Genomic DNA, 15,245 nt, shown 5'->3' with positions numbered 1-15,245 from the left:
AGTACGTGTGCGCGCACGCAAACAGCGACGCTCTGCTACAACGGTGTCTCCGGGCAGTCAAGGTTTCACCCAGTTGTGGGCGCGCCGCGCGCCGGCGCGTGATCATGGGCCTATGCACTTCCGGCACGGCAACCGAACCGAGGGCACCCCGCCCCCGGACTCCCGCTCCCTGGCGGCGACCGCGGCGGCCATCGCCGCACGCCTCGGCTCCATCACCGGCAGTGACCGCCCCGGAACCAAGGGGACCGGAAGCGAGAACCCCGGAGCCGAGGACCCCGGAGCCGAGAACCCCGGCAGCGAGAATCCCGGTACCGAAAACCCCGACAACGACCCGGACCTGCTGCGCGAGGTGCTCGCCACCGCTCCCGTCGGCATCGCCCTCCTCGACGACCGGCTGCGCTGGCAGTACCTCAACCCCGCCTTCACCACCGTCACCGGACTGCGCCGCGCCGACCTGCTCGGCCGCGCCGCCGAGGCCACCGCCTTCGCCGACGCCGTCCCCGCGCTACGCCGCGTCCTCGCCGACGGGCACGACCGCGAACACGCCACCGGCGGCCCCGACGGCGTCGGCTCCCCCGTCCCGCCCGGCCTCCGGGTGCGCTACCGGCCGCTGCGCCACGCCGGGCGGACCACCGGCGTGATCGTCGTCGTCCTGGACGACCCCGACCCGGCCCGCGCACAGCTGCGCGAACTCGAACAGGCCCGCGCCCGGCTCGCCCTGCTGAACGCCGCCGCCGAACGGATCGGCACCACCCTCGACATCGGCACCACCTGCGCCGAACTCGCCGCCTTCACCGTGCCCGCCCTCGCCGACTTCGCCGTCGTCGACGTGCTCCCGCCCGAGGCCGAACCCGCCCGCCCCGGCCGGCCCGGCGGGCCCGGCGGGCGGCGGCTGCACCGCGCCGCGGTCCGGGTCGTGCCCGAACTCGACGCCGCCTGCGCCGAACTGGCCCGCCCCGGCGAGTCGGTGCGCCACCGCGAGGGCTCGGCCGCCGCCCGCAGCCTGGCCGCCGGCATCCCCGTGCTCGCCGACCCCGGCCCCGACGACGCCTGCCCGGCCGGCGCCGCCTCGCTGCTCGTCCTGCCGCTCACCGCCCGGGGCCGCCTGGTCGGACTGCTCACTCTCGGCCGCACCGCCGCCACCCCGGCCTTCACCCCCGACGAAGCCGCCCTGCTCGGCGACCTCGCCGCCCGCGCCGCCACCGGCATCGACAACGCCCGCAGCTACACCCGCTCCCAGGGCATCGCCCTGGAACTCCAGCGGGCCCTGCTGAGCGAGCCCGGCAACCCGCACCAGAACCTCGCCCTCGCCTCCCGCTACCTGCCCTCCGGCAGCAGCTCGGTGGTCGGCGGCGACTGGTACGAGACGGTCCGGCTGCCCTTCGGCCGCACCCTGCTGGCGATGGGCGACGTCATGGGGCACGGCGTCGAGGCCGCCGTCGACATGAGCCACTACCGCTCGGCGCTGCGCGACATCGCCGGCATGGACCTGCCCCCGCACCGCATCCTGCGCCAGCTCGACCACGTCATCTCGGCCGACGACACGGCCCGCCCGGCGACCTGCCTGCTGGCCCTCGCCGACCCGGGCCGCGCCCGCTGGACGCTCTCCAGCGCCGGCCACCTGCCACCCGCCCTGATCACCCCGGACCGCCCCACCGAGCTGCTGCACGTGCCCACCGGCCCGCCGCTCGGCACCGGCCTCGGCGGCTACGAGCAGACCACCCGCCCGCTCGACCCACGGCAGACCCTGCTCCTCTACACCGACGGCCTGGTCGAGCGCCGCAACGAGGACATCGACACCTCACTGGCGCGCCTCGCCGCCCTCCGGCTCCCCGCTACCGGCGACCTCGAAGAGCTGCTCGACGCCGTCCTGCACTCCCTCGCCCCACCCCCGGCCCCTGCCGCGGAGGACGACATCGCCCTCCTCGCCGCCCGCCCCAAGGCCCGCTGACGGCCCTCCGGCGACGGATGACCGTTCAACGGCGCGCCGTGCATCTGCGGCCCGGACGGCGACGGGCCCCCGCCCCGGCCTGAACCAGCGACGGGGACGGAGCCGGAGCCCTGCTCGCACCACACGACCGACCGGACGTGCTCGCCACCACCCCCGGCGGCCGACCGTCATGCCTTCGCCAGGGCCTGCTCCACGTCCGCCCACAGGTCCTCCGGGTGCTCGATGCCGACCGACACCCGCACCGTCCCCGCACCGATCCCCACCGCCGCCAACTCCTCGTCCGACAGCTGCCGGTGCGAGGTACTGGCCGGGTGGACCACCAGGGTGTGGACCCCGCCCAGCGAGGGCGCCAACGCGGCCAGCCGGACGGACTCGGTGAAGGCCCGGGCCGCCTCCCGGCCGCCCGCCAGGTCGAAGGCGAGGACGCCGCCGTGGCCGTCGGGCAGGAGGCGGCGGGCGAGCTCGTGGTCGGGGTGGTCGGGCAGGCCCGGGTAGTGGACGGCGGCGACGGCCGGGTGGGCGGACAGCCGGGTGGCCAGGTCCAGCGCGGTGTCGCAGTGGCGGCGGACCCGCAGCGCCAGGGTCTGCAGGCCGCGCAGGGTGAGCCAGGCGGCGAAGGGGTCGGCGCTGGCGCCGAGTTCGGTCCCGTAGTGCCACACCTTCCGGTGCAGTCCGGCGTCGGCGAAGACGGCGATCCCGGCGAGCACGTCCGAGTGCCCGCCCAGGTACTTGGTGGCCGAGTGCACGACCACGTCCGCGCCGTGCTCGATCGGGCGGCACAGCAGCGGGGTGGCGAAGGTGTTGTCGACCACGCTGAGCACCCCGGCCCGCTTGGCGACCGCGATCAGCCCGGGCAGGTCGGTGACCCGGGTGGTCGGGTTGGAGACGGTCTCCAGGTGCAGCAGCCGGGTGGTGGGCCGCAGCGCCGCGGCAACCTCGTCCGGGTCGGCGCCGGAGACGTGGGTGACCTCGACGCCCCACCGCTCGGCGAGGTCGGCCAGCAGTGCGAACGTCCCGCCGTACAGGCTCCGCTGGGCGATCAGGTGGTCGCCGGAGCGCAGCAGGGCGAGCAGCACGGTGCTGATCGCCCCCATGCCGGAGGCGGTGGCGAGGGCGCCGGTGCCGCCCTCCAGGCCGGCGACGGCGTCCTCCAGCGAGCGGACGGTGGGGTTGCCGTACCGGTTGTAGACGAACGCGCCGTCGGGGCCGGCGAAGGAGGCGCTGAGCGCCTCGCTGGTCTCGAAGGCGTACAGGTGGCTCTGGTGCAGTGGGACGCCCATCGGCCGGCCGCCGCCGAGTCCGGCCAGCGGCGGGTGGACGATCCGGCTCTCGGGGTGCAGCGCGTCGGTGCCGGCGTTCCGGGGGAAGTCGCTCATGCCGCCCATCCTGGGGCGCCGCGGCCGGACGGGACAGGGCCAATCACGCCCGAGTGGCCCGTGCCGGACGCCGTTTCGGCACCCGGTACGGGCCACAGCCAACCGGCCGGCCGCTCAACAGCTCGACGGGCTCAGCGGCTCAGCGGCTCAACAACTCAGCGCCTCAGCGCCTCAGCGGCGACGGAAGAGCTTGCGCACCAGGTGAACGATGCCCCAGATCACCAGGATGATGAACAGGATGATCAGAATGACCACGACCAGCAGGAACTTGCCGAGCTTGGCGAAGAAGCCGGACTTCTTCTTCTCCGTCTTGGCCGCGATGTGGGCGTCCTGCTGCTCCGGTGCGCCCTGCGCAACGGCGACGGCGACGGGAACGGGAACGGCGGCCGCTGCGCCGGCAACGGCCGTGCTGCTCGCGGCGGTCCGGGGTGCGGCCACCGCCGTCGCGCTCGACGCCGCGGCGCTGAGGCCGACGGCGGCCAGCAGTGCCACCAGGGCGCCGGCTATCGAACGTGCGATCCGGTGAGTCATCGTGCTCCTCGTGCGGGTACGGAGCGGCGGAGACGGGACCCGGCCGACCTTCTCTGATGGCCTGACCAGTATTTTTCTCATCTACGCTTAGTATGCTCCACTGAAGTTTCTACAGCGGTGTAAAAGTTTAGCGACGGGACGGCCCGGATCGACTCCGACCCAGTACCACGCAAGCCACCGCTCCGACGGGGGTTCCGTGGCTACTGTGGAGGATGACGCCGTGTCGGGTCGCAGGGGTTCCACCGGGACCGAGAATTCGCCGCGCCGGGCGGGCGGACGCAGAGCGGCGAACCGCAAAGCCGGTACGGACAACGACGGTTCGAGCAAGGACGGTTCGGCCAAGGAGATATCCGGCGCCCGCCCCGCCGGCCGGGCCAAGCCGAAGCCCAAGCGCAGCACCAAGCAGAAGGTGCTCTGGATCACAGCCGGCTGCACCGCACTGCTGGTCCTCGCCGGCGGCGCCGTCTACTACCGCCTGAACAGCAACATCACCACCTTCGACCGCGACGCCCTCAGCAAGGACCGCCCGGAGGCCGCCGCCCCGGACGCCCAGGGCCGCACCCCGGTCAACGTGCTGCTGATCGGCTCGGACAGTCGCGGCAACGGCAACAGCGACCTGGGCGGCGGCGGGGACGACGGCGCCCGCTCGGACACCGCGATCCTGCTGCACGTCTACGCCGACCACAAGCACGCCGTCGGCATCTCGATCCCCCGCGACTCCCTGGTCAACATCCCGCCGTGCAAGCTCCCCAACGGCAAGTGGACCAAGGAACAGACCAATGTGATGTTCAACAGCGCCTTCTCGGTGGGCAACACCGACCAGGGCAACCCGGCCTGCACCCAGAACGCCGTCGAGAAGCTCACCAACCTGCGGGTCGACCACACCATCGTGGTGGACTTCGGCGGCTTCGCCTCGATGACCCAGGCCGTCGGCGGCGTCGAGGTCTGCCTGCCGAACAACGTCTACGAGGGGGACCTCAACCCCAACCTCGGCCACAAGGGCAAGCTGATCTTCGCCAAGGGCAAGCAGAAGGTCGAGGGCCAGTCCGCGCTGGACTTCGTCCGGGTCCGGCACGGCATCGGCGACGGCTCCGACATCGGCCGCACCAAGCGCCAGCAGGCCTTCCTCTCCTCCCTCATCAAGGAGGTCAAGTCGCGCGGCATGGACCCGACGACCCTGCTGCCGCTCGCCGACGCGGCGACCAAGTCGCTGACCGTCGACCCCGACCTCGGCTCGGCCGCCAAGCTGATGTCCTTCGCCATGTCGATCAAGGACGTCGACCTCCACGACGTCAAGTTCCTGACCGCGCCGTGGCGTTACGAGGGCCCCCGGGTCGCCCTGGTCCATCCCGACGTGGACCAGCTCTGGGCCGCGCTCAAGGCCGACCGCACCATCGACGGCCAGGACGCCAGCGCCCAGAGCCCGGCCGCCACCGGCTCCGCCGCACCCAGCACCCCGCCCGCGGCCGAGGCCACGCCCTCCCCCACGGCGGCCGCCAAGAACGCGGACATCAAGGTCGCCGTCCTCAACGGCACCGGCGAGAGCGGCATCGGCAACAAGGGCGCCGAGGCCGTCAAGGGCGCCGGCTACACCGTCACCACCGTCGGCAACGCGGGCGGAAAGCCCCGCAGCACCACCGTGGTCGAGTACGGCACCGGCGAGCGCACCAACGCCGAGGCGGTCGCCAAGCTCTTCCCCGGGGCGACCGTCGAGCCCGGCGGCAAGGGCCTGAGCGTGGTGCTCGGCCACGACTTCGCCGCCGCCAACCCGGCCCCCGCCGCCACCTCGGCACCCGGCGCACCGGGCGTCCCGGCCCCGCTGCCGACCAGCGTCAGCGGCACCGCCCGCTCGGCGGACGACGACCCGTGCGCCAACGTGTCGTACGGCTGAGCCGCCCCGGGGCCCGCCCCGAACCGGCGCCCCCGGCACGTACGGACACGGCACGTACAGCCCCGGCACGAACGGGCACGACACCGACGGAACCCGACACCAACCGACAGGGCGCCCGCGGACCTTCGAGGTCCGCGGGCGCCCTGTCACATCGGCTGCCGGCTACCGGCCGCTCAGCGCCTCGCCCCGCAGGACGGGCAGAACGCGGCCCCCTCCGGCACGTCCTTGTGGCACTCCCCGCACTGGACGGGCTGCGCCAGCTTGAACCCGCAACCGGGGCAGAACGGCGTGCCGTGGGTCTCCGTCCGGCACTGCGGACAGACCAGTTGGCGCGGCGTCCGGACGTCGAACTCCGCGCCGGCCTGCTGGCCGACCTGGTAAGCCCGGTCCGACACCATGTCGTTGAGGCCGCGCCGCTGCGCCGCCGCCGCCTCGGCCGCGGTGTCCGGGGCGCAGTCGAAGCACAGGCCCTGCTCCGGGCTGAAGCAGCGGCCGCAGACGTAGCGGGTGCAGCGGGCGCAACGGTTGAAGTGCGTCTGGGCGTTGTCGATCGCACGCTGGAACGCGGAGTCCCGCGCGGTGCCCCAGGTCTGGCCGGCCAGGCCGTCCGCGGCGTTGCTGATGGTGTTGGCGTTGCCGCCGATCAGGTTCCAGGCGGCGCTGACGCCCTTGCCTATCCAGCCCGCCACCTGGCCGGTGGTGAACCGCTCGAACGGGGAGCGCCAGGTGTCGGAGCAGCGGTAGCAGGAGAACTCGAACTGGAAGCCCGCGCCGGTCCCGTACTGCTCGCACAGGTCGCGGTAGTTGTTGCTGAAGTAGATCTCGGAACTCACGTCGTCCCCGGTTGCTGAAAAGTGGCCTAGTCGGCGTTCGCTGCCAGGGACGACGAGGGCCCTCGAACGGTTCCGCCAAGAACTCCTGACACTCTCTTCACAACCCGGAGTCACAACCCCGAGTCCGGAAACAGCCGTACCCGCTCGGGGTCGAACGGCCGCCACCCGGCGGGGCCCGCGCCGCGGACGACCCGCAGCCGGCACCAGTCCCGCCCGGCCGGGTCCTGCCACCAGCCGCTGATCCGACCGAGCGCCCAGGCGCCGTCGCCGAGGTCGACCTCGACCGGCTGGCACACCCACCGGACCTCCTCGTCCGCCGGGTCAACCGACCCCACCGAACCCACCGGGTCAACCGGCTCCGCCCGACCCACCGACTCCGCGGCCGACTCGGGCCCGCTCGGACTCTCCACCACGGCTGCGCCTCCCGCCCCGACCGGTGCGGCCGCGCCCGGCTCCGCGGCCCGCCGCCGGAACTCTACAGCCGTGTAGAACACGGCGGACGGAGTTCCGGCGAAGCCACCCGACCCCGGTTCCGGATTCGGTTCCGGATTCGGTTCCGGTTCAGCCGGCGGTGCGCCGCGCCCGCCGGCGCCGCCACAACGCGATCGGCACGACCCCCGCGAAGGCGAGCCCCGCCGGCGCCGGGGGCGCCTCCAGCGGGCTGCCCGCGGCCCGGGAGGGCACCTTGTCGAAGGTGTCCGGGACGGGCAGGGTGGACCAGTTCGAGATCGGCCACGCCACCACGAAGGCCCGGCCGACCACGTTGTCCACCGGCACGAAGCCGTCTCCGGTGAGGTTGTGGTGCGGGCGGGAGTCCCGGGAGTTGTTGCGGTGGTCGCCCATCACCCAGAGCTTGCCCTTGGGCACGGTGACGGTGCCGACCGGGTCGTTGTCGCAGGGCGTCGCCCCGGGGAACAGGTACGGCTCGTCCAGCGCGACGCCGTTGACCTTCACCGGGCTGCCCGCGTTGCACTCGACGGTGTCACCGCCGACCGCGATCACCCTCTTGATCAGGTCCTTCTCGTCCGCCGAGGGCATCAGGCCGACGGTGCTCAGCGCCTTCTGGACGGTCGTCATGAAGCCGCCGGAGCTCGTCCGCCCGGTGTCGTCCAGCCAGCCGCCCGGGTCGCGGAACACCACCACCTCACCGCGCTCGGGCTCGGCGCCGAACCAGGGGGTGAGCTTGTCGACCAGCACCCGGTCACCGATCTGCAGGGTGTTCTCCATCGAGCCCGAGGGGATCGAGAAGGCCTGTACGAAGAAGGTCTTGATGCCGAGCGAGAGCAGCAGGGCGATCACCAGGAGGATCGGCAGCTCCTGCCAGAACGGGCGCTTCTTGCGCGCGGGCTTCGCACCGGCCCCGGCAGGCTCCTCCGGGTCGGCGGGCGTCCCGCCGGCGGCTCCGGCGGGCGACCCGGCACCCGGTCCCTCCACCGGGCCGACCGCGGGCCCGTCCGACCCGGCTACCGACCCGGTTGCCGCCCCGGCCGGGCCGGTCCCCGGCCGCTGCTCGGTTCCACCGCTCTCGCCGGACTCCGTGCTCTGCTGCACACTCATGTATTCGGCCCCTCCCGGCGGCCTGCTGGGAGCCCGAAGCGGAAACCCCCTGTCAGGGAACGAACCTACCGAACAGAGGTTCCCGGGCGCGCCCTGATGTGGATCCGTTCGCCCTGCGGGCCGAACAGACTGAGGAACTCCACCGGCTGCGGGCCGGCGTTGCCGAAGGCGTGCGGCGTCCGGGTGTCGAACTCGGCAACCTCACCGGCCGTCAGCTCCAGGTCGTGCGGGCCGAGCACCAGTCGCAGCCGCCCGGAGAGCACGTACAGCCACTCGTAGCCCTCGTGGACCTTCAACTCCAGCTCGGGCCCGCTGTTCCGGCCGGGCGGCATGATGTGCTTGTACGCGTGCAGACCACCGAGGTGGCGGGTGAGCGGGACGATGGTCTGGCCGTTCCTGACGACCGGGCGCGGGTGGATCCGGGGGTCGCCGGTGGCCGGGGCGCCGACCAGTTCGTCCAGCGGCACCCGGTACTCCCGGGCCAGCGGGAGCAGCAGTTCCAGGGTCGGCTTGCGCTGCCCGGACTCCAGCCGGGACAGCGTGCTGAGCGAAATGCCCGTCGCCGCGGCCAGTTGGGCGAGCGTGGTGCCGCGCTCCCGCCGCAGCGCCCGCAGCCGGGGGCCCACCGTGGTGAGGACGTTCTCGAGGTCTTCGTCGGCCATGCCTGCTATTCGCCGGGACGGCAAGGGTGCTTGTCAATCCGGCACACCGGTGACGGCTCTTCCTCGTCACCGACTCTTCCTTGTCGCCGGCGCACCCCGGCAACCGGCGGGGCTCGGCAACCGGCGCACCCCGGCAACCGGCGGGGCCCGGTGGCGATCCGCCGATCGCCACCGGGCCCCGTCCCACGGCTTCCCTGATCACGCTCTTCCAGTCACCGGGCCACCGGCCCGACCGACCGGGTGGGCCCGACCCGCCCTACCGGTACTCGCGCAGCCGGGGCCGCACCCCCAGCGCGGTCAGGCCCAGCGCCACCGCCAGGACGACACCGCCCAACGCCGCGGTGCTGCCGTCGAGGTCACCGTCGGTCGCCGCGAGCGCCGAGTCCATCGCCTTCTGGTTGATGTCGATGGTCTCCTGCATGGCCGAACCCAACTGCCCGAACTGGTAGTTGGACTGCCCCTTGGCGAGCCCGGTGTTGAGCGTGATGGCGTCCTTGAGCTGCCCGGCGGCGCGCAGGTCGCGCATCCGGTGGTCGATCACCTGGTACTCCTGGAAGGCACCCAGGACCCGCTCGGCGGCCTCCTGCTCGCCGGTGAAGGTGATGTTGTGCATCTCGTTGCCCAGGTACCCGCCGAAGGGCACGCTGGAGCGGTTCTGCCGGTGTCCGTCGACGGCGGCCTGCAGCCGGGTGTTGTACGTCCCCAGGGTCGCGCCGTCGAAGTGGACGATCGCCTGGCTCTGTTCCAGGTAGGCCTGCTCCCACACGGCCGCGCGGCCCGGGTCGATCAGGTAGCGGCTCTCGTCGGCGTTCATGTCGTACGCGACGGCGCGGGCCCGGCTGAGCGCGATCACCGAGTCGTAGGCGTCGCTCTTGGCCGTCACCAGGTGGTCCGAGGTGCGGCCCACCAGGGCCAGCCCGGTCACCAGCACCAGGCCGGTCAGCAGGGTGACGCCCGCCAACGCGGGGTTGAACACCCGGTGGTAGCGCACGGCCAGCACGCGCTGGAGCCCGACCAGCACCGCGAGGGCGAGCAGTCCGACGACGAACAGCCACCACCAGCCGGTGCCCAGGGCGTCGCGCTGCCGGCCGTAGACCTGGTCGACGGTCGCCTCGTTGGCGGCGGTGACCTGGTCGGCGGCGGGCAGCAGTTGGTTGCGCAGCAGGTCGGAGGCCTGCCGGTAGGCGTCCAGGGCGGCGGGCGAGGGCTGGCCGGCCGGGGCCTTGGCCTGCTCCTCCAGCAGCTGGGAGCGGGCCACCAGGGCCTCGTAGCTGCCGAGCCGGCCGAGCACCAGTTGGACGGCGCGCTGCCCGGCCGGGTCGTCGGCGGCGGACTGGGCGGCCTTCTGGAGGTCGTCGTCGGCCTGGTTGCGGCGCTGCTCGTAGGTGTCCAGGGTCTGCTTGCGCAGCGTGGCGTAGTCCGGGTCGTCGCCGACCAGCAGCAGGTTGGCGGCCTGGGCGTCCATGTCGCTGAGCGCGAAGTACAGGTCGGCGGCACGGGTGGCCTGGGGCGCCGCCTGGTGGCCGATGGTGTCGGTGCCGTCGCGGGCGCCGCCGAGCACCGCGGTGGTGATGGCGCCGAGGCCGATCAGGGCGGCCAGGCTGAGCGCGGTGAGGCCGCGGACCAGCCGCGGGGTGGTCCAGTAGGAGGGGCTGCCGACGGTCCGCAGCCCCTGGCCGAGGCGGGCCAGCGAGCCGGTCGGGACCCGCGCTCCGGGCGGCTGCGGACTTCCGGTCGGTTCGGGACCGTCGCCCCCGCCCGCAGTCGCCTCCTCCGAGGTGGCCGTTCTGCCCGCTGTCGAGGTGGTCATGACCACACGTCCCTTTCCCCCGCTGCACGGTCCGCCGGGGGCTCCCGGTGGGAACCGAACGCAGAACCGTTTCTCTCCGCCGCGCGACGCTAGCGCCGCGCCACCTGCGATGAGACGCTCCCTGACGCCACCTTGACACCGGCGGACGGGGTTCTTGACGCTTCCTTAGCACGAGGCCTTCCGATGGCACACGGACGGCCCGCCCGGGGCCGTCAGAGCCGGTCGCGGCGCTTGAACACCAGGTACAGCCCGGTGCAGACCAGCGCCATCGAACCGATCGCGAACGGATGGCCGAAGGCCCACGTGAGCCCCGGTGAGCTCCGGGATGAGCTCGAAGTTCATCCCGTGGACCGTGCCGATCGGGGTCGGCGCGCCCCGGAGGACGCCGACGCAACCGGCACGATTTCAGTACCGGCACGATCGACCCTTGCCACCGGGCCTCGCCCGCGGGCCGGCCCGCCCCGGCCACCCCGACCGGATGTCAACGGGCCTGCGGGACCGGCACGTTCGTCCAGCTGGAACGATTACGGACCGGCGCCGCCGCCACTACGCTACGTCGCATGAATTCTTCGGAGACGGCCCCCGCGCGGGGCACGGCGGTGGTGATCGGCGGCGGGCTGGCCGGCGTGGTGGCGGCCTGGGCGCTTCGGGGCCGCGCCGAGCGGATCGTCGTGGTGGAGCGGGACCGGTACCCGGACGGGCCGGCCTTCCGGGCCGGGGTGCCGCAGGGCCGGCACGCCCACCTGGTGCTGGAGGCGGGCCACCGGGCGCTGGAGGAGCTGATGCCCGGCATCAAGCAGGAGTTGACGGACGCGGGCGCGCACCGGGTCGCCACCTCGGGCGACCTCCGGTGGCTGAGCTCCGCCGGCTGGATGGCCGACTACCCGGCCCGGCTGGCGTTCCTCTCCTGCACCCGCCCGGTCCTGGACAAGGTGGTGCTGGACCGGGCCCGCACCGAGCCGTCGATCGAGTTCCTGGAGGGCACCGACGTGGTCGGGCTGCTCGGCTCGGCGCAGCGGGTGACCGGGGTCACGGTCCGCGAGCGCGGCCGGGAGCGCGGTGAAGTCCGGGAGATCCCGGCCGAGTTGGTCGTCGACGCATCCGGCCGCTCGACCTCCGTGCCGAAGTGGCTCGGCGCGCTGGGCCGCCCGGTGCCCGAGGAGCGGGTGGACGCGGGCGTCGCGTACGCCTCCCGGCTGTTCCACCGCCCGCCCGGCGTCGACCTCGGCTACCAGGCGGTCTACCTCCAGACCAAGGCCCCGGACAAGCCGCGGATGGGCGTCCTGCTGCCGGTCGAGGGCGACCGCTGGATCGTCAGCCTGGCCGGGATGCGCGGCGCCGAACCCGCGCCCGGCGCCGAGGGCTTCACCGAGCACCTGTCCCGCCTGCGCGACCCGGCACTGCGGGAGATGCTGCGGGAGGCCGAACCGGCGGGCGAGGTGCGCGGCTTCCTCCCCGGCCCGGGCGTGCGGCGGCACTACGAACGCAGCGCCCCCGACGGGCTGGTGGTGGTCGGCGACGCCGCGAGCACCTTCAACCCGGTGTACGGGCAGGGCATCACGGTGTCGCTGTTCTGCGCCCAGGTGCTGCGCCGCACAGCCGCACGGCACGGCGGCATCGGTCCGGCCACGGCTCGCGACGCGCGCCGGGAGATCGCGGCGGTGTCCAAGACGGCCTGGATGATGTCCAGCGCCGAGGACGTCCGCTTCGCCGCCACCACCGGCGGCCCCTCCGGTGCGCTGATCAGGCTCCAGCACCGCTACCTGGACAAGGTGCTGCGGGGCGCCACCCACAACCCCGAGGTCACCGCCGCCTTCCACGAGGTGCTCTCGCTGGTCGCGCCGCCGACCCGGCTGTTCCACCCGGCGGTGGTGGCCGCCGTGCTGCGCGGCTGACGGCCCTCACCGGCCGACGCCGTCGCGCCCCCGGCCGGCCTCGTCGCGACTCCGGCCGACGCCGTCGTGACCTGGTCAACCCGGACGCACCCGTTAATTCGGGTGCGTCCGTTCCGGCCGGCCGCTACCCTGGCCGACATGTCCACGCCCCGAATCTCCTAGCCGACGGACCCGCCTCCACGCCACCCGTGTGTCCGTTAGCTGTTTCGGAGCGTTATCCCATGATCACCACCCGTGGTGTCGACGTGCGCGTCGGCGCCCGCCTGCTGCTGTCCGACATCACCCTGCACATCGCCCCCGGCGACCGGATCGGCCTGGTCGGCCGCAACGGCGCCGGCAAGACCACCCTGCTCTCCATCCTCGCCGGCCAACTGCCGCCCGCCGCCGGGACGGTCACCCGCACCGGGCCGGTCGGCCACCTCTCCCAGGACTCCCGGGCCGCCGACCCGGCCGTCACCGTCACCGACCGCATCCTGTCCGCCCGCGGCCTGGACACCGCCGTCCGCGCGCTGCGCACCGCCGAGCAGGCCATGGCTACGGCCGGCTCCGCCGTCGAGGAGCGCCGGGCGATGGACGCCTACGCCCGTGCCGACGCCGGGTTCCAGTCCCGCGGCGGCTACGCGGCCGAGGCCGAGGCCGCCCGGGTCGCGGCCGGGCTCGGGCTGCCCGCCGGGGTACTGGACTCCCCCGTCGGCACGCTCTCCGGCGGCCAGCGCCGCCGGGTCGAGCTGGCCCGCATCCTGTTCGCCGACCACGGCACCCTGCTGCTGGACGAGCCCACCAACCACCTGGACGCCGACTCGGTCGGCTGGCTGCGCGGCTTCCTCGCCGCCCACCAGGGCGGACTGGTACTGATCAGCCACGACCTCGGGCTGCTGGCGGAGACCGTCAACCGGGTCTTCCACCTGGACCCGCAGCGCGCCGCGCTGGACATCCACAACACCGGCTGGCGGGCCTACCTGGCCCAGCGCGCGGCCGACGAGCGCCGCCGCACCCGGGAGCGGGCCAACGCCGAGCGCAAGGCCGCCGCGCTGCACGCCCAGGCCGACCGGATGCGGTCCAACGTCGCCACCGCGACCACCGCCCGCAGCATGGCCCGCCGCGCCGACCGGATGCTCGCCGAGCTCGAACCCGTCCGGCAGGCCGAGCGCACCGCCCGGATCCGGCTGCCCGAGCCCGCACCCTGCGGCCGGACGCCGCTCGGCGCGGTCAGCCTCGCCAAGGCCTACGGCGGCCGGACCGTGCTGAGCGGCCTGGACCTCGCCGTGGACCGCGGCAGCCGACTGGTCGTGCTCGGCCGCAACGGCGCCGGCAAGACCACCCTGCTGCGCGTGCTGGCCGGTCAGGAGCGCCCGGACTCCGGCCGGGTCGTCCCCGGCACCGGCCTGCGGCTCGGCTACTTCGCCCAGGAGCACGACACCCTGGACCCGGCGCTCAGCGTCCGCGACAACCTGGCCGCGGCCGCGCCCGGGCTGACCGACGGCGAACTGCGGACCGTCCTCGGCGCGTTCCTGTTCCGCGGGGACGACGCCGACAAGCCGGCCGGCGTGCTGTCCGGCGGCGAGAAGACCCGGCTGGCGCTGGCCGCCCTGGTCCACTCCGGCGCCAACGTGCTGCTCCTGGACGAGCCGACCAACAACCTCGACCCGGCCTCCCGGGCGGAGGTGCTGGCCGCGGTCGGCAGTTACCCGGGCGCGATCGTGATGGTCACCCACGACCCGGGCGCCATCGAGGCGCTCCGGCCGGACCGGGTGCTGCTGCTGCCGGACGGCGAGGAGGACCACTGGCACGACGCGTACCTGGACCCGGTCGACCGGGCCTGAGCCGGCACCCCCGGCCGTAGCGGCCCGCCTGCCGCTCCCGCTCCCGCTCCCAGCGGGCCGCTACGGCTTGCGCGCCTCGATCAGGAAGCGCGCCGAATGGGCGACGAACGGCCCCTCCGCCCGGATCCGGGCGTCCAGCTCGTGCAGCCGGTCCAGGTGGGCCGCGACGCTGAAGCCCGGAACCATCCAGACCACCTTCCGCAGGAAGTACACCACCGCGCCGATGTCGCGGAACTCCATCCGCAGCCGCTCGGAGCGCAGGTCCACCACCTCCAGCCCGGCCGCCCGCGCCTCGGCGCCCTCCGCCTCGGGGCGGCGGCCCTCGCGCGCCTCGGGCTGCGGCCCGAGGAAGTACTCGACCAGCTCGAAGACCGAGGCCGGGCCGACGTGCTGGGCGAAGTAAGCGCCGCCGGGCCGCAGCACCCGGGCGATCTCCGACCACCAGGCCTTGACCGGGTGCCGGCTGCTGACCAGGTCGAAGGCCCCGTCGGCGAACGGCAGCGGCGGCTCGTCCGGGTCCGCGACCACCACCACGCCCAGCGGGTGCAGCAGCCGGGTGGCCCGGGCCAGGTTGGGCGGCCAGGACTCGGTGGCGGCCAGCACGGGCGGGCGGGCTCCCTCACGCAGCGCGCCGGCCAACACCTCCCCGCCACCGGTCTGGACGTCCAGTGCCGCCGACGCCGACGCCAGCCGCCCGGCCAACAGCCGCTGGTAGCCCCAGGAGGGGCGTTCCTCGGTCGCCCGGCCGTCCAGCCAGGAGAAGTCCCAGCCGTCCACGGAGACCGACTCCGCCTCGGCGATCAGCTCTTCGAAGGTGCGCATGCGTCGCATCATCCCGGCCACGCCACCGCGCTGCCAGTGGATTCGGGGCCGGCCGGGTACCTCCGCACCCACCCGACCCGCACCTCCGGACCCC

The 15,245-nt window shown here is 74.0% G+C and carries 12 protein-coding genes; 4 read left to right on the top strand and 8 right to left on the bottom strand.

The genetic code is table 11. From position 1 onward, the window contains the following. Window positions 1-112: 112 nt before the first annotated feature. Window positions 113-1,951, top strand: a complete 1,839-nt coding sequence (locus ABTY61_RS02155) for a SpoIIE family protein phosphatase (protein WP_350502964.1) — start codon at window positions 113-115, stop codon at window positions 1,949-1,951. Between the two features lie 167 nt (window positions 1,952-2,118). Here the strand turns inward: ABTY61_RS02155 and ABTY61_RS02150 are convergent, their stop codons facing one another. Both ABTY61_RS02150 and ABTY61_RS02145 read right to left on the bottom strand, forming a co-directional pair. Beyond that, on the bottom strand, window positions 2,119-3,327 hold the full coding sequence (locus tag ABTY61_RS02150) for a trans-sulfuration enzyme family protein (protein WP_350502963.1): 1,209 nt from the start codon (window positions 3,325-3,327) through the stop codon (window positions 2,119-2,121). 171 nt (window positions 3,328-3,498) lie between these two features. Further along, window positions 3,499-3,858 carry a hypothetical protein gene (locus ABTY61_RS02145; protein WP_350502962.1) on the bottom strand — a complete coding sequence of 120 codons (360 nt, stop codon included), beginning with the start codon at window positions 3,856-3,858 and terminating at the stop codon, window positions 3,499-3,501. A gap of 220 nt (window positions 3,859-4,078) precedes the next feature. On the opposite strand from ABTY61_RS02145, the gene ABTY61_RS02140 reads away from it, so the two are divergent. After that, window positions 4,079-5,749: an LCP family protein gene (locus tag ABTY61_RS02140; RefSeq protein ID WP_350502961.1), complete on the top strand. Its 1,671-nt coding sequence runs from the start codon at window positions 4,079-4,081 to the stop codon at window positions 5,747-5,749. A gap of 173 nt (window positions 5,750-5,922) precedes the next feature. On the opposite strand, the gene ABTY61_RS02135 is transcribed toward ABTY61_RS02140, so the two are convergent. The 5 genes from ABTY61_RS02135 to ABTY61_RS02115 form a co-directional block, all read right to left on the bottom strand. Then, a complete protein-coding gene (locus ABTY61_RS02135; RefSeq protein WP_350502960.1) occupies window positions 5,923-6,582 on the bottom strand; it encodes a double zinc ribbon domain-containing protein in 660 nt (219 codons plus the stop codon). Between the two features lie 110 nt (window positions 6,583-6,692). Then, window positions 6,693-6,878: a hypothetical protein gene (locus ABTY61_RS02130; RefSeq protein WP_350502959.1), complete on the bottom strand. Its 186-nt coding sequence runs from the start codon at window positions 6,876-6,878 to the stop codon at window positions 6,693-6,695. A 265-nt stretch (window positions 6,879-7,143) separates the two neighbouring features. Beyond that, window positions 7,144-8,139: a signal peptidase I gene (gene lepB / locus ABTY61_RS02125; RefSeq protein WP_350502958.1), complete on the bottom strand. Its 996-nt coding sequence runs from the start codon at window positions 8,137-8,139 to the stop codon at window positions 7,144-7,146. A gap of 65 nt (window positions 8,140-8,204) precedes the next feature. Next, window positions 8,205-8,801, bottom strand: coding sequence for a helix-turn-helix domain-containing protein (locus tag ABTY61_RS02120; RefSeq protein WP_350502957.1), 597 nt, complete (start codon window positions 8,799-8,801; stop codon window positions 8,205-8,207). A 256-nt stretch (window positions 8,802-9,057) separates the two neighbouring features. Further along, window positions 9,058-10,611, bottom strand: a complete 1,554-nt coding sequence (locus ABTY61_RS02115) for a GlnX family signal transduction membrane protein (protein ID WP_350502956.1) — start codon at window positions 10,609-10,611, stop codon at window positions 9,058-9,060. Window positions 10,612-11,171: 560 nt separating this feature from the next. Here ABTY61_RS02115 and ABTY61_RS02105 point away from each other — a divergent pair. After that, on the top strand, window positions 11,172-12,506 hold the full coding sequence (locus ABTY61_RS02105; protein WP_350502955.1) for an NAD(P)/FAD-dependent oxidoreductase: 1,335 nt from the start codon (window positions 11,172-11,174) through the stop codon (window positions 12,504-12,506). A 221-nt stretch (window positions 12,507-12,727) separates the two neighbouring features. Then, the gene (locus ABTY61_RS02100) at window positions 12,728-14,329 is read left to right on the top strand and encodes an ABC-F family ATP-binding cassette domain-containing protein (protein ID WP_350502954.1); all 1,602 of its coding nucleotides are present in this window, start codon (window positions 12,728-12,730) and stop codon (window positions 14,327-14,329) included. A 60-nt stretch (window positions 14,330-14,389) separates the two neighbouring features. Here ABTY61_RS02100 and ABTY61_RS02095 read toward each other — a convergent pair whose 3' ends face one another. Next, window positions 14,390-15,151, bottom strand: a complete 762-nt coding sequence (locus ABTY61_RS02095; RefSeq protein WP_350502953.1) for a class I SAM-dependent methyltransferase — start codon at window positions 15,149-15,151, stop codon at window positions 14,390-14,392. Window positions 15,152-15,245 lie beyond the last annotated feature (94 nt).

Source organism: Kitasatospora sp. NPDC096128, from assembly GCF_040303105.1.
Classification (GTDB): domain Bacteria; phylum Actinomycetota; class Actinomycetes; order Streptomycetales; family Streptomycetaceae; genus Kitasatospora.
The sequence above is the reverse complement of the archived record's forward strand: the minus strand, read 5'-3'. Positions and strand labels throughout refer to the sequence as shown.

Bases quoted from the DNA above. Each gene is read 5' to 3' on its own strand.
- lepB (WP_350502958.1), bottom strand. From the start codon at position 8,139: ATGAGTGTGCAGCAGAGCACGGAGTCCGGCGAGAGCGGTGGAACCGAG.
- ABTY61_RS02155 (WP_350502964.1), top strand. From the start codon at position 113: ATGCACTTCCGGCACGGCAACCGAACCGAGGGCACCCCGCCCCCGGAC.
- ABTY61_RS02150 (WP_350502963.1), bottom strand. From the start codon at position 3,327: ATGAGCGACTTCCCCCGGAACGCCGGCACCGACGCGCTGCACCCCGAG.
- ABTY61_RS02145 (WP_350502962.1), bottom strand. From the start codon at position 3,858: ATGACTCACCGGATCGCACGTTCGATAGCCGGCGCCCTGGTGGCACTG.
- ABTY61_RS02105 (WP_350502955.1), top strand. From the start codon at position 11,172: ATGAATTCTTCGGAGACGGCCCCCGCGCGGGGCACGGCGGTGGTGATC.
- ABTY61_RS02095 (WP_350502953.1), bottom strand. From the start codon at position 15,151: ATGCGCACCTTCGAAGAGCTGATCGCCGAGGCGGAGTCGGTCTCCGTG.
- ABTY61_RS02100 (WP_350502954.1), top strand. From the start codon at position 12,728: ATGATCACCACCCGTGGTGTCGACGTGCGCGTCGGCGCCCGCCTGCTG.
- ABTY61_RS02115 (WP_350502956.1), bottom strand. From the start codon at position 10,611: ATGACCACCTCGACAGCGGGCAGAACGGCCACCTCGGAGGAGGCGACT.
- ABTY61_RS02120 (WP_350502957.1), bottom strand. From the start codon at position 8,801: ATGGCCGACGAAGACCTCGAGAACGTCCTCACCACGGTGGGCCCCCGG.